Origin of the sequence: Achromobacter sp. GD03932, from assembly GCF_029839485.1 — a bacterium.
GTDB lineage: Bacteria > Pseudomonadota > Gammaproteobacteria > Burkholderiales > Burkholderiaceae_B > Achromobacter > Achromobacter bronchisepticus_A.
In genome coordinates this window covers 129,819-151,802 of record NZ_JAOCAT010000011.1, presented here as the reverse complement: position 1 = coordinate 151,802, position 21,984 = coordinate 129,819, and the positions used below count along the sequence as shown (strand labels likewise).

The following is a 21,984-nucleotide window of genomic DNA, read 5'->3' as shown; positions in this document are numbered from 1 at the left end:
CATGACCGCTCCTGTGCGCGCCTACGTCGCGCTGGGCGCCAATCTGGGCGACGGCGCAGCCACGCTGCGCAGTGTCCTGGCTGAATTGCAGGAAACCGGCGGCATCGCGGCGGTGACGGCATCGCCGTTCTACCGCAGCGCGCCGGTCGAAGCCTCCGGCCCCGACTTCGTCAACGCCGTGGCGGCGCTGGACACGCATCTGGCCCCGCTAGAGCTGCTGGACGCGCTGCAGGCGCTGGAAAACCGGCATGGCCGCGAGCGCCCCTACAAGAATGCGCCGCGCACGCTGGACCTGGACCTGCTGCTGTATGGCGACACCGTGCTGGACCATGAGCGGCTGACGCTGCCCCACCCCCGCATGCACCTGCGCGCCTTCGTGCTGCTGCCCTTGCGCGACCTGGCCCCCGGCCTGACGCTGCAAGGCAAGCCCATCGACGACTGGATCGCCGCGATCCACGACCAGCCGATAGCGCGCATCGCCAGCTAGGCGTTCAATCCTTCGGCGCGTAGGCCATCAACGCGCGCTCCACGTCCTCGACCTGCGGCAGGCCCGCTTCATTGCCCAGATGCTGGATCTTGTGGGCCGAAGCCGCGCGCGCGAAGGTGAAGTGCTCTACCCAGGGCAGCTCCGGCCGGTTCAGATAGGACCAGACGTAGGCGCCGTGGAACACATCCCCGGCCCCCGAAGTGTCGACGATGCTGGCGGCCGGCACGTCCAGCGCAGGCAGGACATCCACCGTTCCGGTCTCGTCATACCAGAGCATGCCGCGTTCGCCCATGGTGACCGCGCCAATACGGCAGCCGCGCGCCTTCAGCAGTTCCAGCAGGCCTGACGGCGCAAGCCCCAATTGCTCGCACATGCGCTCCGCGCAGACCGCCACGTCGATGTGACGCAGCAGCTCGTCGGTGTTCTCGCGCACGCCGCCGCCATCCAGCGAGGTCAGCACGCCCGCCTGCCGGCAGGCCTGCGCGTAATGCAAGGCGGCGTCGGGCTGATGGCCGTCCAGGTGCAGGACGCGGTAGCCGCCGATATCCAGCCGCGGAAAGTCGTTCAGGTAGTCCACGTCGCGCGCGCGCACGATGGCGCGCTTGCCGTGATTGGGCATGATGAAGGACAGGGACGAGCGGCCCACCTTGCGCGCATGCAGCGACACCCCGTGCGCCGCCGCCATGTCCGTGTACATGTGGCCCAGCCAGTCCGATGCCAACGAACAGATCAGATCTGGCGGCGTCCCCAGCCGCGCGCAGGCGAACGCGGCCGTCACCGCATTGCCGCCGAAGGACACGGCGTAATCGCGCGCCACGCTTTTTTCATCGCCCGTGGGCCATTCGTCCGCCAGCACGGTGACGTCGATATAAGTGTGTCCGATGAAGAGCGCTTCGCTCATAGACCTGCCGGAAAGGAGTGATCGGATCCGGCCTAGAAGCCGGAGGTTTCGCCCGCCTGCGCCAGCACCAGCCGCGCGCGCGCGATGACCGGGGCGTCGACCATCTTGCCGTCCAGCATGAAGGTGCCGGCCGCGGTATCGCGGTGCGTGGCGATGACGCGGCGCGCCCAGGCCAGCTCCTGCGCCGCGGGCACGAAGGCGGCGTGGATCACCGGCACTTGGCTGGGGTGGATGCACAGCATCCCGCCAAAGCCCATCTGCTGGGCGCGGGCGGCGGCATGCGCCAGCCCGGCCTGGTCCTGGATGCCCGGAAACACGCCGTCCAGCGCGGGCGCCAGCCCGGCCGCGCGGCTGTGCAGCAGCACCTGCACGCGCGCCTGGTCCAGCACGGTTTGCGCTCCCGGCGTATCGGGCGTCAACCCCATGTCCAGGCCGTAGTCCAGACTGCCGAATGCCAGGCGCTCCACGCCGGGCGTGGCGGCGACTTCCGCGGCGTTGAGGATGCCCTGGGCGGTCTCCAGGATGGGAATCACCCGCAGGCCCGCCTGAACCACGTGGCGCACCTGCGCCAGGCTCTCGGCCTTGGGCAGCAGCACGCCGGCGACCCCGGGCTTGCCGCGGCAGGCCTTGAGGTCGTCGTCGTGCCAGGAGGTGGAGGCATCGTTGATCCGCACCCACAGCCGCGCACGCGGATTCGTCCCCAGGAAATCGCACAGCGCTTCCCGCGCGGCCGCCTTGGCCAGATGCTCCACCGCGTCTTCCAGATCGACAATGACGGCATCGGCCCCCGCGGCCAGCGCCTTGGGGATGCGCTCGGGGCGCGACGCCGGCACGAACAGCGCGCTACGGACAACGGGATGCGTCACACGACCTCCGATGCATGGAACTGCGCCACCTGATCGGGCGCGTATCCCAATGATGCTAGCACCGCATCGGTGTTTTGGCCCACCGCGGGCACCGCGGCCATGCGCGGCGCGAAGGCGTTGCTGCTGGCCGGAGGCAGCAGCGCGGGCAGTTCGCCTGCGGGACTGTCCACCTGGCTCCAGCGGCCGCGGGCCTGCAACTGCGGATGAGCCCAGACGCCGGCCATGTCGTTGACGCGTGCATTGGCGATCTGCGCGTCCTCCAGCCGTTGCGTCACCTGTTCGATGGACAGGTCGGCAAAGGCGGCCACGATCAGCGCGCGCAGGTCGTCGCGATTGGCGGTGCGCAGCGAATTGGAGATGAAACGCGGGTCTTCCGCGAGCTCCGCCTGCCGCAGCACCTGGGCGCAGAACACGCGCCATTCGCGCTCGTTCTGCAGGCCCAGCATGATGGTGGCGCCGTCGCCCACCGGGAACGGACCGTAGGGATAGATGGAGGCGTGGGCCGCGCCCGCGCGCACGGGCGGCGCGGCGCCGTCGAAGGCGTAGTACATGGGAAAGCCCATCCACTCCACCATGCTCTCCAGCATGGAAACGTCCAGGCGGCTGCCCAGGCCCGTTTTCTGCCGCAGCAGCAGTGCGTTGAGGATCGCGGAATAGGCGTACATGCCGGCGGCGATGTCGGCGATGGAGCAGCCGGCCTTGACCGGATCGTCCTTGGTGCCGGTCACCGACAGGAAGCCGCTTTCGCTCTGGATCAGCAGGTCGTAGGCCTTCTTGTCCTGGTAGGGTCCGCCTTCGCCGTAGCCCGAGATGTCGCAGACAATGAGCCGCGGATACTTCTTGTGCAGGGCATCAAACGACAGGCCCAGACGCGCGGCGGCGCCGGGCGCCAGGTTCTGCACCAGCACGTCGGCCGTTTCCAGCAGGCGCTCCATGACGCCGCCTGCCTCCTCGCGCTTGAGGTCCAGCGTCAGGCTTTCCTTGGACCGGTTGGTCCAGACGAAATGCGAGGACAGGCCGCGCACGCGTTCGTCGTAGCCGCGGGCGAAATCCCCGCCACCGGGACGTTCGATCTTGATGACGCGCGCGCCCATGTCCGCCAGCTGGCGGGTGCAGAACGGCGCGGCGATCGCGTGCTCCAGGCTGACGACGGTGATGCCGTCCAGGGGACGGGGGGCCTCTATGCTCATTCTGTAAACCTCAGTTCAGCTTGGTGGGCCAGCGTGCCGTCCTGCTCGGCCCAGAGCTGGGCCACGCCCGGCTCGGTCAAGCGGCCGGCCACCTGGAAGGGAGCAGGCGCAATCAGCGGGCGCAGGCCGCGATACGACAGATGGGTCAGGCGCGCCTGCGGATGAGCGCGGGTGAAGGCGGCGACCATCTCGGTGGCGATGAGCGGGCCGTGCACCACCAATCCGGGATAGCCCTCGGTGCCAGTGACGTAGGGATGGTCGTAGTGGATGCGGTGGCCGTTGAAGGTCACCGCCGAATAGCGGAACAGCAGCACCGGCGACGGCTCGACGGTATCGCGCCACTGCGCCTGCGGCGCGGGCTCGCTGCCCGTGAGCTTGGGCGGGGTCGGCTGGCGGTAGACGATGTCCTGCTCTTCGTGGATGGCGACTTCGCCTTCCTGGCGGAACTCGTGGCGCACGGTCACGAACAACAGCGCGCCGGTGCGCCCCGCCTTTTCCTTGACGTCGACCACCGTGGACTCGCGCTCGGCGGGCACGCCGACCAACAGCGGCCGGCGGAACTCGACCCGGCCGCCTGCCCACATGCGGTTGCGGTCCTGGGCCGGCGGCAAAAAGCCGCCGCGCGCCGGATGGCCATCCGTCCCCAGCCCGTCCATGCCCACCGTGGAAATGAAGAACGCCCATTGCCACAGCGGCGGCAAGGCATCGCCCTGGACCGGCGCCGGGCCGCCCAGGGTGGCCGCGATGCGCGCGGCGTGGCCGGGATCCATGGCGTCCGCCTTGCGCTCGCCGCTGCCGATCCAGGCGGCCGGATCTGTAGATGTCATGCCGATATCCTCTGCTGGGGTTTTTACAGACTGAAGCATGCCCGCAAGCCGTCCCGCTTGTGAATTCGTTTTTGCTCAAGGCGGGGTTTGCGCTGCCTGAATCGCACGCCCGCCTCCCGGCCCGACGCCTCGCGCCGTAATATATGGCCCATGCACTTCGACCTCGCCGACCTACGCCTGTTCATCCACATCGCCGAATCCCCCAGCCTGACCCAGGCTGCCAAGCGGGCCCACCTGTCCCTGGCGGCCGTCAGCGTGCGCATCAAGGCGCTGGAGAACCAGCTCAATACCCGTCTCCTGTACCGCGACAGCCGCGGCGTCGAAATCACGCCCGCGGGCCAGAAGCTGCTGCAGCATGCGCGGGTCATCATGCGCCAGGTGGACCACCTGAAACATGACTTCCAGGAGCAGGCTGACGGCGACGCCGGCCACATCCGCATCTTCGCCAACACCACGGCGGTCACGGAATTCATGCCGGACATCCTGGCGCAGTTCCTGTCCGGCCACCCCGGCGTCACCGTGGACCTGCAGGAACGCCTGACCCGCGACATCGTGCGCGGCGTGCTGGACGGCACCACCGACCTGGGCATCGTGGCCGGCCCGGTGGATGCGCCCGAATTGCAGACCGTCCACTTCAGCACTGACAAACTGGTGCTGGTGGTGCCCAACGGCCATCCCTTGCAGGATCAGGAAAAGATCAAGCTGGCCGAGGCGGTGCGCTATCCCTTCATCACCATGCACGAAGGTTCCACCCTGGTCGCCTTCCTGCGCGACCAGCTGGAACAGGTGGGCCAGCGCCTGCCCCAGCGCATCCAGCTCTACAGCTTCGACTCCATCTGCCGGATGGTGCAGGCGGGCGTGGGCATCGGCGTCATCCCCGACTCCGCCGCGCGGCGCTACGGCGCCGACATGAAGCTGCGCGTGGTCGAGCTGGACGAGCCCTGGGTGGTGCGCGAACGCAAGCTGCTGGTGCGCGACATCGACGCCCTGCCGGGCTGCGCGCGCGAACTCATCGAGCAGATCCAGGCGGCGCGGACGCCCTGACAGCGAGCCGCCACTCTCAGGTACCGGTGAATGCCGGCGGACGCTTCTGCGCGAACGCCCGCATGCCTTCCAGGTAGTCGTCGGTGTAGCCCAGTTCGCGCTGCAAGCGGCATTCCAGATCGAATTGCTGCGCCAGCGTGTTGCCGCTGGAGGCGTGCAGCGCGGCCTTGGTGGCCGCATAGGCGCGCGTGGGCCCCGCCGCCAAGGTATCGGCGACTTCGGCCAGCGTATCCGTCAGCGCCTCGTCTGGCACCACGCGCCAGATCAGGCCCCAGGTTTCCGCCTGCCTGGCGCTGAGCGCTTCGCCGAACAGCGCGGCGCCCATGGCCCGCGCGGAACCCACCAGCCGCGGCAGGAACCAGGTGCCGCCGGCATCCGGCAGCAGGCCGATCTTGCTGAAGGCCTGAATGAAGCGCGCCGACTCCACCGCGAACACCACGTCGCAAGCCAGCGCCAGGCTGGCGCCCGCGCCGGCCGCGACGCCGTTCATCACGCACACCACCGGCACCGGCAGGTTGCGCAGCCGGGTGATCAGCGGCCGGTAGCATTGCTCCAGGATCAGGCTCAGGTCGCGGCGCGCGCCGTCCTCCGCGGGCTTGCGTTCGCCGAGGTCCTGGCCCGCGCAAAAGCCCCGCCCCGCGCCGGTGATGATCAGTCCGCGCAGGCTGCTGTCGGCCTCCATGGCATCCAGCGCCCGCGCCAGCTCGGCATGCATGACTTCCGTGAAGCTGTTCAGCCGGTCGGGCCGGTTCAGCGTGATGAGGCCCACGCCCCGCTCCAACGTAAATCGGATTTGTGTGTAGCCGCCTTCGCCCTGGGTCGTCGACGCCGCGCTCATGTCAGTTCCTCCAGCACCGCCAGTTGTTCGGCCGTATCGCCCAGCAGCTGGTCGACGACGGTCAGCCGTTTGAAATAATCGCCCACGTCCAGCTCGTCGGTCATGCCCATGCCGCCATGCAGCTGCACCGCCAGTTGCGCCACCAGGCGTCCGGCGCGCGCGGCTTCCAGCTTGGCCGAGGCGATCATGCGGCGGCGCTGCGCGGCGTCGGTTTCGGTCAGGGCCGCCACCGCCACGTAGGCCATGGACAAAGCCAGTTCCTTGGCCACCAGCATTTCCGCGAGGCGATGCTGCAAGGCCTGGAACGAGGCCAGCGGCTGGCCGAACTGCTTGCGCGCCTTAAGGTAGTCGACGGTGATTTCCAGCAACCGCTCCATTGCGCCCGCGGCATGCGCGCAAAGCGCGGCCGTGCCCCACTGCAGGGACTGCGCCAGGGCCTGGTCGGCGGCGGCCCCTTGCGCCAGCAGGGCTGCGCGCGGCAGGCTGACCGCGTTCAGGTCCAGCCGGGCGCAGCGCGCGCCGTCCAGCGTGGGCGTATCCGTGATCCGCACGCCCGCCGTATCGGCCGGCACGGCCAGCAACAGGGTCTCGCCCTCCTCGCCGCGCGCGCTGACCAGCCAGGCGGTGGCCGCCGCGCCGTGCCAGATCAGATGTTTGACGCCCTCCAGCCGCCAGCCATCGGCGGCCTTGCTGGCGCGGCAATCGCGCGGATCGGTGTCGTAGCGGCGCCCGGGCTCCTGGTACGCCACGCTGACGATGGCGTCGCCCGAGGCGATGGCCGGCAGCCACAGGCCGCGCGCTTCGCCGCCGCAGGCGTCGAGCAGCGCCGCGCCCATGACCGCGCTGGGGATGACAGGCTCGGACACCAGCCCTCGGCCCAGCTCCACATGCACCGGCAGCAGGCTGGCCGGCACTTCGCCGAAACCGCCAAAATCCTGCGGGATGGTCAGACCCAAAACGCCCAATTCGGCCAATGCGGCCCAGGCATCCGCATCCAGCTTGCCCGCCGCCTGGCGGGCGCGGCGGCGCGCGTGCGTCCATTCCTGGTCCACCAGGCGCCGCAGGCTGTCGGCCAGCATGCGCTGTTCTTCGGTATAGATGAAATCCATGCGTCATCTTCCTGTCGGGTTGCGCGAGGCCGGGCCTACAGGCCCAGCACCAGGCGGGCGATGATGCCCTTCTGCACTTCGGTGGTGCCGCCGTAGATCGAGGTCTTGCGCATGTCGGCATAGCCGGCGCCGGCCGCAGCCGCCAGTTCCGGCCCTGGCCCGCAATATCCCTTGTCAGCCTGCAGCCAATCGGGGTCATAGGGCCAGGCGTCCGGTCCCGCCACCTCCATCTGCAACATCGCCAGGTCCTGCTGGATCTCGGAGCCGCGGATCTTCAGCACGGAGGCTTCCGGCCCGGGCGTGCCGTCGTTGCTGGAGGCCACGCGCAGCAGCAGCATTTCCAGCGCCATGATGTCCACCTCGATGCGCGAAATGCGGTCGCGGTACCGGCTGTCCTCCAACAGGGGCCTGCCCCGGGACCGCGCCTGCACCGCCATGTGCTTGAGCACGCCCAATTCGCGGTGGCAATGGCCCAGGCCGGCGATGCCGGTGCGCTCGTGGCCCAGCAGGTACTTGGCATAGGTCCAGCCCTGGTTCTCCACGCCTACCAGGTTGGCCACGGGCACGCGCACGTCTTCCAGCCAGACCTCGTTCACGTCGTGCCCGCCGTCCAGCGTGCGGATGGGGCGCACGGTCACGCCTGGCGAGCGCATGTCCAGCAGCAGCATCGAAATGCCGCGCTGCGCGCGGGCCTCGGGGTCGGTGCGGACCAGGCAGAACATCCAGTCGGCGTACTGGGCCAGCGTGGTCCAGGTCTTCTGGCCGTTGACGACGTACTCGTCGCCATCGCGCACCGCGCGGGTCGACAGCGAAGCCAGGTCGGACCCTGAACCCGGCTCGGAGTAGCCCTGGCACCACCAGTCCTCCACGCGGATGATGCGCGGCAGGAGGCGCGCCTGCTGCTCGGCGCTGCCGTACTTCATCAGGACCGGGCCGATCATGGACAGGCCAAAAGGCAACAGGCGCGGGGCGCCGGCCTTGAAGCATTCCACCTCGAAGATCAGCCGCTGCAATGCGTTCCAGCCGGTGCCGCCGTGCTCGACCGGCCAGTTCGGCGCGCCCCAGCCCTGGTCGGCCAGGATGTTGTGCCAGCGCACGTAGTCCTCGCGCTCCAGCCGCTGGTGGCGCAGCACCTTGTCGCGTATGTCCTGCGGCAGCTTGTCCGTGGCGAAGGCGCGCACTTCTTCGCGGAATAGCCGCTCCTGCGGCGTCCAGGTCAGGTTCATGGTCGGGCTCCTTTTGCGGTATCTAGCCACGGTCCGGCACGCCGGACAATCTGCCTCTTCCGAAGACGGGCTTCGCGCAGGACATAGGGCGTCCCACTACGGGCCGGCGGAAGGCCAGCTTCAGCAATGAAGAATGGCCGAAGCCGCCGCCAGTGCGGACACTTGCAAGCGTCATCCACTGGAACCCGTAGGCATCATGACCGTTCCCGATCAGCAGGCCGGCGCGCCGCAAGGCGTAGAGGCGCAGTACCGCCAGGCGCTGGACCAAGGCCGCTTCCTCATCCAGCATTGCGCCGGCTGCGACCGCGCCGTGTTCTACCCCCGCATGATCTGCCCGCATTGCGGCGCGGACAAACTCGCCTGGACCGCGCCCGACGGGCGCGGCGAGGTCTATTCCACCACCGTGGTGCGCCGCAAGCCCGAGGCGGGCGGCGACTACAACGTGGCGCTGATCGATCTGCGGGAGGGTGTCAGGCTGATGAGCCGGGTGGAGGGCGTCGCGCCCGATGCCGTGCGCATCGGCATGGCGGTGCGCGCGCAGGTGGCGCAGCAGGATGGCCGCGGCCTCCTGGTCTTCGTACCCAACAAGGAGGCGCAATGACGCTGAACGATCTGCGCGGCGCCGTGGCGGTGGCCGGCGTGGGCCACGCGGGCCTGGGCCAGGCCGCGGGCTACACCGAAATGGAAATCCTGGTGCAGGCGGCGCAGCGCGCGGTGGCGGACGCCGGCCTCACCATGCGCGACATCGACGGCATCTGCACCGCCAGCGTGGCCGCGCCGATGTGGGCCATGCCGGTGATCGAACACCTGGGCATCCGCCCCAGCTTCATCGACAGCACCATGCTGGGCGGCTCCAGCTTCGTCGCGCACCTGCTGCCCGCGCTGCACGCGCTGGCTTCCGGCCAGTGCAACGCGGTGCTGGTCTGCTATGGCAGCACGCAACGCACCTCCAGCTTGAGCCGCGCCGAGATCGGCCGGGTGCGCAAGCAGTTCGATCCGCAGCCGTACGAAACGCCCTACGAGCCGCTGAGCCCCCTGTCGTCCTACGCGCTGGCGGCCGCGCGCCACATGCATCAGTACGGCACGCGCCGCGAACACCTGGCGCAGGTGGCGCTGGCCGCCAACCAATGGGCCCAGCTCAATCCCGAAGCGCAGTTGCGCGAACCCGCCACGCTGGAGCAGATCCTCTCGGCGCGCATGGTGTCCGACCCCTTGAGCGTGCGCGACTGCTGCCTGGTCACCGATGGCGCCGGCGCCTACGTGCTGGTGCGCGCCGAGCGCGCCCGCGACCTGCCGCGCCCGCCCGTCTATGTGCTGGGCAACGCCACCGCGGTCTGGAACCGGCAGATCTCATCCATGGAAGACCTGACCGTGACCGCCGCGGCCGAATCCGGCAAGCGGGCCTTCGAGATGGCGGGTATTGCGCCCCGGGACATCGACGTGGTGGAGCTGTACGACGCCTTCACCATCAACACCCTGCTGTTCCTGGAAGACCTGGGTTTCTGCGCCAAGGGCGAAAGCAAGGACTTCATCGCCAATGGCGCCATCGCGCCGGGCGGCGCGCTGCCAGTCAACACCAACGGCGGCGGGCTGTGCTGCGTGCATCCCGGCATGTACGGCGTCTTCATCATGATCGAGGCCGTCCGCCAGCTGCGCGGCGAATGCGGCGCGCGCCAGATCGCCGACGCGCACCTCGCCCTGGTGCACGGCAACGGCGGCACCCTGTCCAGCCAATCCACCGCCATCCTGGGAACCCAGGCCACGCTTTGAACGACGCAACCATGTCCCCGGCAGCCCCTCTTACCCGCATCCATCAATTGCTGGCGCAGCAAGCCGGCCAGCGGCCCGACGCCACCTTTCTATACGAGGAGGGCGGCGGCAGACTGAGCTACGCGCAGTTCTGGCGGCGCGCACAGGCCGCGGCCGCATGGCTCGAAGAACAGGGCGTGCGTCCAGGGCATCGCGTGCTGATCGCGGGTGAAAACTGCGCGGCCATGATCGCAGCGCTGTTTGCCTGCAGCGCGGCCGGGGCCTGGCCCGTGGGCGTGAACGCACGCCTGTCCACGCGCGAGATCGACGCCATCCGTCTTCATGCGCAACCCGAACTGCTGCTCTACACCAGCGGCGTCTCGCACGCCGCCGCAGCCCATGCCGAGCATGCCGGCGCCACCGACGCCGATCCCGACGTCTGGGGATCCGGCGTGCAGGCTGCGCGTGCGGACAGCCCCACGCAAGCCGAGACCGGCGATTCCGCCGCCTTAGTGGCCACCGTGATCTATACGTCCGGCACCACGGGCGCCCCCAAGGGGGTCCTCGTGCCGCATCGCGGCCTGCTGCATTTTGCCCGCGTGTCAGCCGCCTCGCGCCGCCTGACGCCGCAGGACATCGGCTACGCCGCGCTGCCCATGTCGCACATCTTCGGCATCGCCACCGTGCTGATGGCCACGGTGCACGCCGGCGCCAGCCTGGTGCTGCGCAGCCGCTTCGACGCCGCCGACGCCTTCAAGGCCCTGGCGCATCCGGGCGTCAGCATCCTGCAGGGCGTGCCCACCATGTTCAGCCGCATGATGGCGGTGGCGCCCCCACGCGCGGAACTGCGAGCGCCGGCCCTGCGCTACCTGTACACGGGCGGCGCGGCGTTGGACCCCACGCTCAAGCGCGATGCCGAGCGCTATTTCGGCGTCGCCATGCACCACGGCTACGGCATCACCGAATACGCGGGCTCCATGTTTGTCACCCGCATCGATGCGCCGCGCAGCGACTGCTCGGCCGGCCACGCCGTCGAAGGCGTGGAAATGCGCATCGGCAGCCCCGACGGCGGCAAGCCCGCGCCGGGAGAGCGCGGCGACATCCTGATCCGCGGTCCGGGCGTCATGCTGGGCTACTACCGCAATCCCGAACAAACCGCGCAGGCGCTGCTGCCCGGCGGCTGGCTCAACACCGGCGACATCGGCTACGTCGACGAACAGGGCGCGCTGTACATCGCGGGCCGTTCCAAGGACCTGATCATCCGCTCCGGCTTCAACGTCTATCCGCTGGAAGTCGAGTCCGTCATCAACGCGTTCCCCGGCGTGCGCCTGTCGGCCGTGGTCGGCCGCCCCACCGCCGATCAAAACGAAGAAGTCATCGCCTTCGTCGAGCCCTTGCCCGGCGCCACCGTGGACACCAACCTGCTGATGCTGCATCTGCGCGCGCAGCTGGCGCCGTACAAGCGGCCCGCCCGCATCATCCCCATCGACACCATTCCCACCACCGTCAGCGGCAAGATCCTCAAGCAGCCGCTGAAAGAAAGGCTGGCGTAGCCGCGGACCCGCTGTTCCGCTGCACGACCCGCCACTTACCCACAAGGAGACTACAGCGTGAACATCAAGACCCTGCTCGCCGCGGCCGCCGCCACGGCGACGCTCGCCACGGCTTCTAACGCCTGGGCCGACGCCTATCCCGAACGCCCCATCCGGCTGCTGGTCGGCTACGCCCCCGGCGGCCCCGTCGACACCACCGCCCGCGTCTTCGCCAAGTACCTGGGCGACAAGCTGGGCCAGTCCGTGGTGGTGGAAAACCGCGCCGGCGCCAGCGGCATGATCGCCTCTGACGCCACCGCCAAGGCTGCGCCCGACGGCTACATGCTGGGCTTCGCCGCCAGCCCCACCCTCACCATGTCGCCGCTAGTCCAGCGCAGCACGCTGTTCGATCCGCGCAAGGACTTCTCGCTGATCGGACTGGTGGTGGACTACGCCAACGTTTTGCTGATCGGCCCGCAGATCCCCGCCAAGAACGTCGGCGAACTGGTCACCTACGCCCGCGCCCATCCCGACGCCGTGTCCTTCGGCTCCGCCGGCATCGGCGCGTCCAACCACCTGTCGGCCGAGCTGCTGAAGAAGCAGGCGGGCGTGCCCATGCTGCACGTGCCCTACCGCGGCAACTCGCCCGCCATGGTCGACGTGATCAGCGGCAAGATCACCTTCATGTTCGACATCACCAGCACCGCCATCCCCTTCGTCAAGAGCGGCAAGGCGCGCGCCCTGGCGGTCACCTCCAGGACCCGCAACCCCGAGCTGCCCGACGTGCCCACCATGGTCGAAGCCGGCATGAAGGACTACGAGGTGGTCGGCTGGTACGCGCTGGTGGGGCCGAAGAAGCTGCCCGACGCCGTCGCGGCCCGCCTGACCCGCGCGTTGAACGAAGTCTCCAGCGATCCGGCCTTCCGCCAGGCCATGACCGATGGCGGCTACACCATCAACACCGGCGACTCCAAGGCGCTGCAATCACGCATCGACCGTGAGTACGCCTTGTGGTCCGACGTCATCCAGAGCGCCAACATCCAGGCCAATTGAGTACTACCGGAGCATCCAGATGAATCCCCCGCTCGCGCTGCACGCCCAGACCCGCCTGCCCCTCATCGGCGCCCCCATGTTCCTGGTCTCCGGACCGGACCTGGTGGTGGCGCAATGCGCGGCGGGGATCATCGGCACCTTTCCGTCGCTCAACGCCCGCCCGCAGGAACAGCTGCACGACTGGCTCACACGCATCGAACTTGGCCTGGCCGCGAAACGCCAGGCTGCGTCAGACGCCACGATCGCGCCCTACGGCGTCAACCTGATCGTCCACCCCAGCAATCCGCGCTGGCAGGGCGACCTGGCCATCTGCGCCGAGCGGCGCGTGCCGCTCATCATCACCTCGCTGCATGCCCCCGAAGCCGTGGTGGCCGCCGCGCACGGCTACGGCGGGCTGGTGTTCCATGACGTCACCAACGTGCGGCATGCCAAGCGCGCGCTGGACGCCGGCGTTGACGGCCTTATCCTGGTGGCGGCAGGCGCGGGCGGCCATGCGGGACAGCTAAGTCCATTCGCGCTGGTCAACGAGATCCGCGCCTTCTACGACGGCCCGCTGGCGCTGTCCGGCTGTATCAGCCACGGCAAGGACATCCTGGCCGCGCAGGTGCTGGGCTGCGACTTCGCCTACATGGGTACGCGCTTCATCGCCACGCGGGAATCGCTGGCCGGCGACGCCTATCGCGAAATGGTGCTGCAGGCGCAGGCGGCGGACGTGACCTACACGCCTTATTTCTCGGGCGTGCCCGCGAACTACCTGTCGGCCAGCATCCAGGCGGCAGGGCTGGATCCGTTGGAACTTGCCAGGAACGGCGTGGCCCCGCCCGCGAACATGGACAAGAGCTCGCGTCCCAAGGCCTGGAAGGATGTGTGGAGCGCAGGCCAGGGCGTGGGCGCGGCGCAGGAGATCCTGCCCGCCGCGATGCTGGTGGATCAGCTGGAATCCGAGTATCTCGCCGCGCGCGACGCCCTGCGCCGGTTCTAGTCCAGCTTGATATTGGCCGTCTTGATGACGTCGCGCCATTTGGCGATTTCATCACGCACGAACTCGCCGAATTGCTCTGGAGTGCCGGGCTTGGGTTCGGCGCCCGCTGCGATCATGCTCTGCGCGGTGGCCTGATCCGACAGCACCTTCACCAAATCCGCATTCACGCGTTTGACGATGTCGGGCGGCGTTCCTTTGGGCGCCATCACGCCGCTCCACGAGTACGCCTCGTAGCCCGGCAGGCCGGACTCGGCGATCGTCGCCACGTCGGGCAGCATGCTGGAACGCGTGGGGTTTCCCACGCCCAGCGCGCGCACCTTGCCGCCCTTCAGATGCGGCACGGCGGAAGGCCCATCGGCGAACATCACCTGCACCTGTCCGCCCAGCAGGTCCTGCATGGCGGGCGCGCTGCCGCGGTAGGGTACGTGCTGGATGCGCACGCCGGCCATGGCGTTGAACAATTCGCCGGCCAGGTGCGTGCCGCCGCCCGTGCCTGACGAGCTGAACGACAGCTTGCCCGGGTTGGCCTTGGCATAGGCGATCAACTCGCTCACCGAATTCACGGGCAGCGTCGCGTTCACCACCAGCACGATGGGAAACACCGCCGCCATGCCGACCGGCACGAAGTCCCGCGTAATGTCGTAGCTCAGATTGCCGCGCAGGCTGGGCAGCACCGCATGGTGGATGGAGGCGAAAAAATAGTTGTAGCCGTCGGGCTCGGACTTGGCCGCGAACTGCGCGCCCACAATGCCGCCGGCGCCCGACTTGTTGTCCACCACCGTGGGCACCGACCACAGCTGTCCCAGCGGCTGCGTGGTGAAGCGCGCGGTCGTGTCCACGGGACCGCCCGCAGGAAACGGCACGATGAAATTCACGGCATGCGCAGGCCAGGCGGCGGCGCGGGCCAGCCTGGGGAACAGCGCGGGCACCGCGGCGGCGGCGCATGCGGCGCCCAGCCGCGCAACGGCGCGGCGGCGTAGTAGATCGGTCACGGCAGTCTCCTGGTTCTCGGTTTTATGGGCGGCCAAGCTCTAGGACTGCTGCCTGACGCCTTTTTTATTATTTGCCGAACCTGCGGAGCCGCCGCTACACATTTGCAAAAGCCCCTCTTCGGGAGGCGCTACAGGCCGCGCGCCGCGCGCTGCACGTGTTCGATGAAGCATTCCGCGAAACTGGGCAGATCGCGTCCACGCTGACGGCACAGCAGGCGGTCGCGCAACGCCCAGGGATCGTCCAGCTTGAGCACATGCAGCGCGTCCGGACGGCTGTAGCGCGCCGCGCAGGCGCGCGGCACCACCGCGATCCCCGCGCCCGCCTCCACCATGCGGCACACCGCTTCGAAGCTGCCCACGTGCACGCGCTGGCAGATGCGCTTGCCCAGGCCGCTGGCGATGTCTTCCAGGAAGGTCTGGATGGCGCTGTCCGGATGGATGCCGACGAACTGATACGCGTCCAGCAGGTCGGCGAAATGCGCGGACTCCGACGCGGCCAGCGGATGGTCCAGCGACGTCACCACGGTGAGTTCATCGCGGAACAACGGCGTGACGTCCAGGCCCGACACGTCGATATTGCCCGCCACCAGCCCCAGGTCTCCCTGACCTGCGCGTATGGCAATGACGATATCGCCGGAAATCTTTTCTTCCAGCTCCACGTCCACATCCGGGTTTTCCGCAAGAAACGTGGACAGCGCGTCGGCCAGAAAGGAATTGGTGGCCGTGGTGTTGGCCAATAGGCGCAAGCGGCCCTTCAAGCCGCTGGCGTAGGGCTGCAAGTCCGCATTCAAGCATTCCAGCTGCCGGAACACGGCGTTCGCATGCTTGAGCAGCACTTCACCCGCCGGCGTCAGCGCCACGCCCGTGGCCATGCGCACCAACAGCCTGGCCTTGAAGGCCTCTTCCATGTTCTTCACCCGCGCGCTTGCCGCCGGCAGGGACAGGAAGGTGCGTTCCGCAGCCCGGGTCAGATTGAGTGTTTCCCCCACGTTCAGAAACAAACGCAGGTCCGTCAGATCGTGTCTCATGTTCCACCACGCAGAAGGGGGGCATATCTAATTTTGAATTCTTCGCATGCCTCGTCGAATCTACCATGGTGCATCCCCTCGAACCAGAGCGTTTGATGCGGAACTGTTTTCCACACGGCGCGCGCGCCGCAGCACAGGAGTCAGCTTCAATGAGCGGCATAGTTTCCGGAAAAGTGGTGATTGTGACGGGCGCGGGCGGCGGCATCGGCCGCAGCATTGCGCTGGCCATGGCGCAGGCTGGCGCCAAGGTGGTGGTGAACGACATCGGCGTCTCGCTCACCGGCGAAGGCGGCGCGGAGGGTCCCGCTCAAGCGGTCGTCAAGGAGATCGTCGCGGCCGGCGGCCAGGCCGTCGCCAACACCGACAGCGTGGCCGCGTACGACAGCGCCAGCCGCTGCGTGCAGACGGCGATAGACGCGTTCGGCCGCATCGATGCCGTGGTCAACAACGCCGGGAATCTGCGCGACCGGGTTTTCCACAAGATGAGCGAAGAGGAATGGAGCCAGGTGCTGGGCGTGCACCTCAACGGCTCCTTCTTCATGAGCCGCGCGGCTGCGCCCTACTTCCGCGAACAGGAGTCCGGCGCCTTCGTGCACATGACCTCCACGTCCGGACTGATCGGAAACTTTGGGCAGGCCAACTACGCGGCGGCCAAGCTCGGCATCGTGGCCTTGTCGAAATCCATCGCCCTGGACATGGCGCGCTACAACGTGCGCTCCAACTGCATGGCGCCGTTCGCATGGAGCCGCATGACTAGCTCCATTCCCGCAGAGACCGACGAAGAAAAGGCCCGCGTCGAAAAGCTGAAGAAAATGGAAGCCGGCAAGGTCGCGCCCATGGCCGTCTACCTGGCCAGCGACGCCGCCAGCGAGGTCACCGCGCAGATCTTCGCGGTGCGCGCCAACGAGATCATGCTGATGAGCCAACCGCGCCCGCTGCGCACCGTGCACCACGGCGAAGGCTGGACGCCCGAGCGCATCGCCGAGATCGCCGTGCCCGCCATGCGCAAGCACTTCTACGCGTTGGAGCGCTCGCCCGACGTCATCGACTGGGATCCCATCTGAGGCCGCCATGCCCCTGGACTACGCAACCGTGAAGAACTGGCGCTTCGACGAGGTGCGCCAGCGCTACGACGAAAAAGACACCATGCTGTACGCCCTGGGCATAGGCCTGGGGCAGGACCCCGAAGACACCGGACAGTTGCGCTACGTGTACGAAAAGGGCTTGCAGTCCTTTCCCACCATGAGCGTGGTGCTGGGTTATCCGGGCTTCTGGGTCCAGGACCCGCGCGCCGGCATCGACTGGGTACGCGTGGTCCACGGCGAGCAGCGGCTGACCATGCATGCGCCCCTGCCCGCAGCCGGCGTGGTCACCGGCAGGAGCCGCAACACGCACGTGATCGACAAGGGCGCCGACAAGGGCGCCATCATCATCACCGAGCGCACCCTGCATGGCGAAGACGGCGCCTGCCTCGCCACCTTGCGCCAAAGCACCTTCTGCCGCGGCGACGGCGGCTTCGGCCAGGGAGACGACAGCCCTGCCGCCCTGCCCGCGGCGCCCGACGGCGAACCGGACCTGCGCTGCGAGATCCGCATTCCCGCCAGCGCCGCCCTGCTGTACCGGCTGAACGCCGACCGCAACCCGCTGCACGCAGATCCCGAAGTCGCACGCGCGGCCGGCTACCCCAAACCCATCCTGCACGGACTGTGCTCCTACGGCGTAGTCGCGCACGCCATCGTCAAAAGCTGCTGCGGCTACGACGCCTCGCGCCTGGTCAGCCTGAACACGCGCTTCTCGGCGCCGGTGTATCCCGGCGAAACCCTGCAGTGCGACATCTGGCGCCTGCCCGGCGGCCAGCTCCGCTTCCAGGCCCGCGCGCAAGAACGCGGCGTGGTGGTCATGAGCCACGGCACCGCGGAGCTGAAGCCATGACCCGCGCGCCCGCATTGACCGGCATCCGCGTGCTGGATCTATCGCGCATCCTGGCCGGCCCCTGGTGCACGCAGAACCTGGCCGACCTGGGCGCCGACGTCATCAAGATCGAACGCCCCCGCGTGGGCGACGACACCCGCGCCTGGGGTCCGCCGTTCCTCAAGGACGGCAACGGCCAGGACACCGAGGAATCCGCCTATTACCTCAGCGCCAACCGCAACAAGCGCTCGGTGGAGGCCGACATGGCTACGCCCGCAGGCGCCGCGCTGATCCGCGAACTGGCGGCCGCCAGCGACATCCTGGTCGAGAACTTCAAGGTCGGCGGGCTGGCCAAGTACGGCCTGGACTACGACAGCCTGAAGCAGATCAACCCGCGCCTGATCTATTGCTCGGTCACCGGCTTCGGCCAGGACGGCCCCTACGCGCGGCATCCTGGCTACGACTTCATGATCCAGGGCATGGGCGGCCTCATGAGCATCACCGGGGAACGCGACGACCTGCCCGGCGGCGGGCCGCAGAAGGCCGGCGTGGCGGTGACCGACATCATCACCGGCATGTACGCCACCGTCGCGATCCTGGCCGCCTTGCAGGAACGCCACAACAGCGGCCTGGGCCAACACCTGGACATCGCCCTGCTGGACAGCCACGTCGCCCTGCTGGCCAACCAGAACTCGAACTACTTCAACTCCGGCGTGGCACCCCAGCGCGCCGGCAACGCCCACCAGAACGTCGTGCCCTACCAGGTGTTCGCCGCCAGCGACGGCCACCTGATCGTGGCCACGGGCAATGAATCGCAGTACCGCGCATACTGCCGCGCCATCGGCGCACCCGAACTGGGCGACGACCCGCGCTTCGCCACCAACCGCATGCGCCTGGCCAACCGCGAACTGCTGGTCGGCCTGCTGACCGAGATCATGCGCCAGGGCAAACGCGACGACTGGATCGCCAGGCTGGAGGCCGTGGGCGTGCCTTGCGGGCCGATCAACGATATCGCGCAGGCCCAGGCGCATCCGCAAGCGCAGGCGCGGCAGCTGCGCCGCGACATGCCGCATCCGGCGGGCGGCGTGGCGGCGGTGACGGCAAGCCCGCTGCGGCTGTCGGCCTCGCCGGTCGAGTACCGCCGCGCGCCGCCGCTGCTTGGGGAGCATACGGAGGAAGTGCTGCGGGAGGTGTTGGGGAAGACGCCAGAAGCGATCGCGGCGTTTTGCGCGGGATTGAGGAAGGAGGGATGAGCAGGTTGCGCGCGGGGTGAGGCGGAGATTTGGCTGCCGTGTAGCGGAGGCTGGAGATGTGGGCGTTCGCGCAAGCGAACACCATCACAATCAAATAAATCACGTATGTCTTTATCGGCCGCCCGGGCGGCCTACGAAGCACCAGGCACTAAAGCCAAAAAAAACGGCCGCCAGTCCCCTGGCAGCCGTTTTTCTCACAACCTACGGAATCAAGCCACAGCGACAGGAATCTTCCCGATCTTGGCCTGCCATTCCTTGGGCCCCGTGGTATGGACAGAGGTACCCTGAGCATCAACCGCCACGGTCACCGGCATGTCCTTCACGTCGAACTCATAGATGGCTTCCATGCCCAGGTCCGCAAAACCCAGCACCTTGGCGCCACGGATAGCCTTCGACACCAGGTAGGCCGCGCCGCCCACCGCCATCAGGTAAGCCGAGTTGTGCTTCTTGATGGATTCGATCGCCACCGGACCGCGTTCCGACTTGCCGATCATCGCGATCAAGCCCGTCTGCTCCAGCATCATGTCGGTGAACTTGTCCATGCGCGTAGCGGTCGTGGGACCCGCCGGGCCGACCACTTCGTCGCGCACCGGATCCACCGGACCCACGTAGTAAATGACGCGATTCTTGAAATCCACCGGCAGCGGCTCGCCCTTGGCCAGCATGTCCTGGATGCGCTTGTGCGCCGCATCGCGGCCCGTCAACATCTTGCCCGACAGCAGCAGCGTCTGACCCGGCTTCCAGCTGGCCACTTCTTCCTTGGTCAGCGTATTCAGGTCCACCTGCTTGGACTTGTTGTAGTCCGGCGCCCAATGCACTTCCGGCCACTCCGACAGCGACGGCGGATCCAGGCGCGCCGGACCCGAGCCGTCCAGCTCGAAGTGCGCATGACGCGTCGCCGCGCAGTTCGGGATCATCGCCACCGGCTTGGAAGCCGCGTGCGTGGGGAACGTGCTGATCTTCACGTCCAGCACCGTCGTCAGGCCGCCCAGGCCCTGCGCGCCGATACCCAGCGCATTGACCTTCTCATACAGCTCGATACGCAGCTCTTCCAGCTTGTTCTGCGGACCGCGGGCCAGCAGCTCGTACATGTCGATGTCTTCCATCAACGACTGCTTGGCCATCAGCATGGCCTTCTCGGCCGTGCCGCCGACGCCAATGCCCAGCATGCCCGGCGGGCACCAGCCCGCGCCCATCGTCGGCACCGTCTTGAGCACCCAGTCCACCAGCGAATCGCTCGGATTCAGCATCGCGAACTTCGACTTGTTTTCCGAACCGCCGCCCTTCGAAGCGACTTGCACGTCGACCTTGTCGCCCGGGACAAGCTCGACGTGCAGGATACAGGGCGTGTTGTCGCGCGTGTTCTTGCGCGCGAACAGCGGATCGTCCAGCACCGAAGCGCGCAGCGGATTGTCCGGGTTCAGATAACCGCGGCGCACGCCTTCGTCACAGAGTTCCTGCAGGGTGCGCTTGGTCTCGAAGCGCACGCCCATGCCGACCTTCAGGAAGACGTTGACGATGCCCGTGTCCTGGCACAGCGGACGCTTACCCTCGGCGCACATGCGCGAGTTGGTCAGGATCTGCGCCATCGCGTCGCGCGCGGCGGGGCTTTCCTCGCGCTCATAGGCGCGGGCCAGGTGGCGGATGTAGTCGACGGGATGGTAGTAGCTGATGAACTGGATGCCATCGGCTATCGACTGGATGAAGTCTTCTTCTTTAATGATGACTGACATGGCGATATGCGGGTGTAGATGATGAAAACGTGAAAACGCGGCCGGCAGGACTAGCGCGGCGCAATGGAGAAAGAACTATTTTGCCGCCGGGCCGCCCCAAGGCAAAATGCGCCCCCCTCGGGGGGGCAGCAAGCCCCACAGGGGCGCGGCGTGGGGGCTACCATTTTGCCGCCGGGCCGCCCCAAGGCAAAATGCGCCCCCTCGGGGGGCAGCAAGCCCCGCAGGGGCGCGGCGTGGGGGCATTTCCTATTTGCCTTGCCACACGGGCTTGCGCTTCTCGGCGAAGGCGGTCGCGCCTTCCTTCGCGTCGGCCGACGAAAAGATGTGGGCGATCAGCGGACGCTGCTGGTCGAACATGCTGGCCTGGTCCCAATCGCCCGACTGCGCCACGATGCTCTTGGCGGTCTGTACCGCCAGCGGGCCGTTCTCGACGATGGAGCGGGCCAGTTCCAGCGCGCCAGCCAGGGCGGCGCCCGGCTCGGTGATGCGGTTGACCAGGCCGAAGGAGTAGGCGCGCTCGGCCGTCAACATTTCGCCCGTCAGGATCACTTCCATGGCGATGTGGTACGGCAGACGGCGCGGCAGGCGCAGCATGCCGCCGGCGCCGGCCACCAGGCCGCGCTTGACTTCAGGCAGGCCGAACTTGGCGTTGCTGGCGGCCACGATCAGGTCGGAAGCCAGCGCCATTTCGCAGCCGCCAGCCAGTGCGTAGCCTTCCACCGCCGCGATCAGCGGCTTCTTGGGGGGCCGCTCGTTCAGGCCGGCGAAGCCGCGGCCTTCCACGTAGGGACGCTGCCCCGACTTGGCGAAGGCCTTCAGGTCCATGCCCGAGGAGAACGTGCCGCCGCCGCCCGTCAGGATGCCGATGCGGATGTCGTCGCGGCTGTCCAGCTGGTCCAGCGCCGCGGCCATGGCCTGCGCGGTTTCCAGGTTGATGGCGTTCTTGGCCTCGGGACGGTTGATCGTGATGATCTGGATGCCGTCGGTGACTTCTACCTTGATCAGGTCTGACATGGGACTGCTCCTTCCGGGAATTCTCGGAATCGGGTTCCGGGTTTTATATAAGACTTGGTACGCAACCTGGAATCATACGATCATTGGTTTCCAGGCGCAGCGACAGGCCCGCGCGGCGTCCACCAGCGGCACACTGTCCCCCTTGTGAACCGCCCAGAAGTCCTAGATGTAACCGTCCGCCCGGCATTCGGGAACCGGACCGCCCCGGGCCAGTTAAAATGTCGGGTTTCCCACGCCCAGGGCAAGCCT

The 21,984-nt window shown here is 67.9% G+C and carries 21 protein-coding genes; 10 read left to right on the top strand and 11 right to left on the bottom strand.

All coding sequences use genetic code 11. The features are described from left to right. The first annotated feature begins 1 nt into the window (after window position 1). Window positions 2-487 (top strand): 2-amino-4-hydroxy-6-hydroxymethyldihydropteridine diphosphokinase, encoded by a 486-nt coding sequence (locus tag N5C88_RS12965; protein ID WP_280015437.1) that lies wholly within the window; start codon window positions 2-4, stop codon window positions 485-487. A gap of 4 nt (window positions 488-491) precedes the next feature. Here N5C88_RS12965 and N5C88_RS12960 read toward each other — a convergent pair whose 3' ends face one another. From N5C88_RS12960 to N5C88_RS12945, 4 genes are read right to left on the bottom strand one after another with little or no spacing between them, the layout of a single operon-like run. Next, window positions 492-1,388, bottom strand: a complete 897-nt coding sequence (locus N5C88_RS12960) for a sugar kinase (RefSeq protein ID WP_059371550.1) — start codon at window positions 1,386-1,388, stop codon at window positions 492-494. 32 nt (window positions 1,389-1,420) lie between these two features. Further along, window positions 1,421-2,254 carry a CoA ester lyase gene (locus N5C88_RS12955; RefSeq protein ID WP_059371549.1) on the bottom strand — a complete coding sequence of 278 codons (834 nt, stop codon included), beginning with the start codon at window positions 2,252-2,254 and terminating at the stop codon, window positions 1,421-1,423. Beyond that, window positions 2,251-3,444 carry a CaiB/BaiF CoA-transferase family protein gene (locus N5C88_RS12950; RefSeq protein WP_118932395.1) on the bottom strand — a complete coding sequence of 398 codons (1,194 nt, stop codon included), beginning with the start codon at window positions 3,442-3,444 and terminating at the stop codon, window positions 2,251-2,253. The genes N5C88_RS12955 and N5C88_RS12950 overlap by 4 nt, the downstream gene beginning before the upstream one ends. Then, on the bottom strand, window positions 3,441-4,271 hold the full coding sequence (locus N5C88_RS12945; protein ID WP_059371547.1) for a MaoC family dehydratase N-terminal domain-containing protein: 831 nt from the start codon (window positions 4,269-4,271) through the stop codon (window positions 3,441-3,443). Before N5C88_RS12945 ends, N5C88_RS12950 begins: the two co-directional genes overlap by 4 nt. Before the next feature lie 150 nt (window positions 4,272-4,421). Here N5C88_RS12945 and N5C88_RS12940 point away from each other — a divergent pair, with 150 nt between their 5' ends. Further along, the gene (locus N5C88_RS12940; protein ID WP_059371546.1) at window positions 4,422-5,315 is read left to right on the top strand and encodes a LysR family transcriptional regulator; all 894 of its coding nucleotides are present in this window, start codon (window positions 4,422-4,424) and stop codon (window positions 5,313-5,315) included. A gap of 16 nt (window positions 5,316-5,331) precedes the next feature. Here N5C88_RS12940 and paaG read toward each other — a convergent pair whose 3' ends face one another. The 3 genes from paaG to N5C88_RS12925 are packed head-to-tail and all read right to left on the bottom strand — an operon-like array spanning window position 5,332 to window position 8,488. Next, a complete protein-coding gene (paaG, locus tag N5C88_RS12935) occupies window positions 5,332-6,153 on the bottom strand; it encodes a 2-(1,2-epoxy-1,2-dihydrophenyl)acetyl-CoA isomerase PaaG (protein ID WP_059371545.1) in 822 nt (273 codons plus the stop codon). After that, a complete protein-coding gene (locus N5C88_RS12930; protein WP_280015436.1) occupies window positions 6,150-7,262 on the bottom strand; it encodes an acyl-CoA dehydrogenase family protein in 1,113 nt (370 codons plus the stop codon). The genes paaG and N5C88_RS12930 overlap by 4 nt, the downstream gene beginning before the upstream one ends. 35 nt (window positions 7,263-7,297) lie before the next feature. Next, window positions 7,298-8,488, bottom strand: a complete 1,191-nt coding sequence (locus N5C88_RS12925) for an acyl-CoA dehydrogenase family protein (protein ID WP_280015435.1) — start codon at window positions 8,486-8,488, stop codon at window positions 7,298-7,300. A gap of 196 nt (window positions 8,489-8,684) precedes the next feature. Between N5C88_RS12925 and N5C88_RS12920 the strand changes: the two genes are divergently transcribed. Genes N5C88_RS12920 through N5C88_RS12900 form a run of 5 tightly spaced genes read left to right on the top strand, consistent with a single transcriptional unit; the run spans window position 8,685 to window position 13,804 of the window. Further along, window positions 8,685-9,089: a Zn-ribbon domain-containing OB-fold protein gene (locus tag N5C88_RS12920; RefSeq protein WP_280015434.1), complete on the top strand. Its 405-nt coding sequence runs from the start codon at window positions 8,685-8,687 to the stop codon at window positions 9,087-9,089. Beyond that, a complete protein-coding gene (locus N5C88_RS12915; protein ID WP_280015433.1) occupies window positions 9,086-10,258 on the top strand; it encodes a thiolase in 1,173 nt (390 codons plus the stop codon). The genes N5C88_RS12920 and N5C88_RS12915 overlap by 4 nt, the downstream gene beginning before the upstream one ends. An 11-nt stretch (window positions 10,259-10,269) precedes the next feature. Beyond that, entirely contained in the window at window positions 10,270-11,790 is a 1,521-nt protein-coding gene (locus N5C88_RS12910; RefSeq protein WP_280015432.1) for a class I adenylate-forming enzyme family protein, read from the top strand. Window positions 11,791-11,847: 57 nt separating this feature from the next. Further along, entirely contained in the window at window positions 11,848-12,822 is a 975-nt protein-coding gene (locus N5C88_RS12905) for a tripartite tricarboxylate transporter substrate binding protein (protein ID WP_280015431.1), read from the top strand. Window positions 12,823-12,841: 19 nt separating this feature from the next. Continuing rightward, complete coding sequence (locus N5C88_RS12900) at window positions 12,842-13,804, top strand: nitronate monooxygenase family protein (protein WP_280015430.1); 963 nt, start codon at window positions 12,842-12,844, stop codon at window positions 13,802-13,804. Here N5C88_RS12900 and N5C88_RS12895 read toward each other — a convergent pair. Beyond that, window positions 13,801-14,796, bottom strand: coding sequence for a tripartite tricarboxylate transporter substrate binding protein (locus tag N5C88_RS12895; RefSeq protein WP_118932417.1), 996 nt, complete (start codon window positions 14,794-14,796; stop codon window positions 13,801-13,803). The two genes, N5C88_RS12900 and N5C88_RS12895, sit on opposite strands and share 4 nt — an antisense overlap. A gap of 128 nt (window positions 14,797-14,924) precedes the next feature. Continuing rightward, window positions 14,925-15,824: a LysR family transcriptional regulator gene (locus N5C88_RS12890; protein ID WP_059371537.1), complete on the bottom strand. Its 900-nt coding sequence runs from the start codon at window positions 15,822-15,824 to the stop codon at window positions 14,925-14,927. Window positions 15,825-15,973: 149 nt separating this feature from the next. Here N5C88_RS12890 and N5C88_RS12885 point away from each other — a divergent pair, with 149 nt between their 5' ends. Genes N5C88_RS12885 through N5C88_RS12875 form a run of 3 tightly spaced genes read left to right on the top strand, consistent with a single transcriptional unit; the run spans window position 15,974 to window position 18,988 of the window. After that, entirely contained in the window at window positions 15,974-16,888 is a 915-nt protein-coding gene (locus N5C88_RS12885) for an SDR family NAD(P)-dependent oxidoreductase (protein WP_280015429.1), read from the top strand. A gap of 7 nt (window positions 16,889-16,895) precedes the next feature. After that, window positions 16,896-17,756: a MaoC family dehydratase gene (locus N5C88_RS12880; protein ID WP_118932403.1), complete on the top strand. Its 861-nt coding sequence runs from the start codon at window positions 16,896-16,898 to the stop codon at window positions 17,754-17,756. Continuing rightward, window positions 17,753-18,988: a CaiB/BaiF CoA-transferase family protein gene (locus tag N5C88_RS12875; protein ID WP_280015428.1), complete on the top strand. Its 1,236-nt coding sequence runs from the start codon at window positions 17,753-17,755 to the stop codon at window positions 18,986-18,988. Before N5C88_RS12880 ends, N5C88_RS12875 begins: the two co-directional genes overlap by 4 nt. Window positions 18,989-19,197: 209 nt before the next feature. Here N5C88_RS12875 and N5C88_RS12870 read toward each other — a convergent pair whose 3' ends face one another. Further along, window positions 19,198-20,721 (bottom strand): fumarate hydratase, encoded by a 1,524-nt coding sequence (locus N5C88_RS12870; RefSeq protein ID WP_054457515.1) that lies wholly within the window; start codon window positions 20,719-20,721, stop codon window positions 19,198-19,200. A 246-nt stretch (window positions 20,722-20,967) separates the two neighbouring features. Continuing rightward, window positions 20,968-21,735, bottom strand: a complete 768-nt coding sequence (locus tag N5C88_RS12865; protein WP_280015427.1) for a crotonase/enoyl-CoA hydratase family protein — start codon at window positions 21,733-21,735, stop codon at window positions 20,968-20,970. Window positions 21,736-21,984 lie beyond the last annotated feature (249 nt).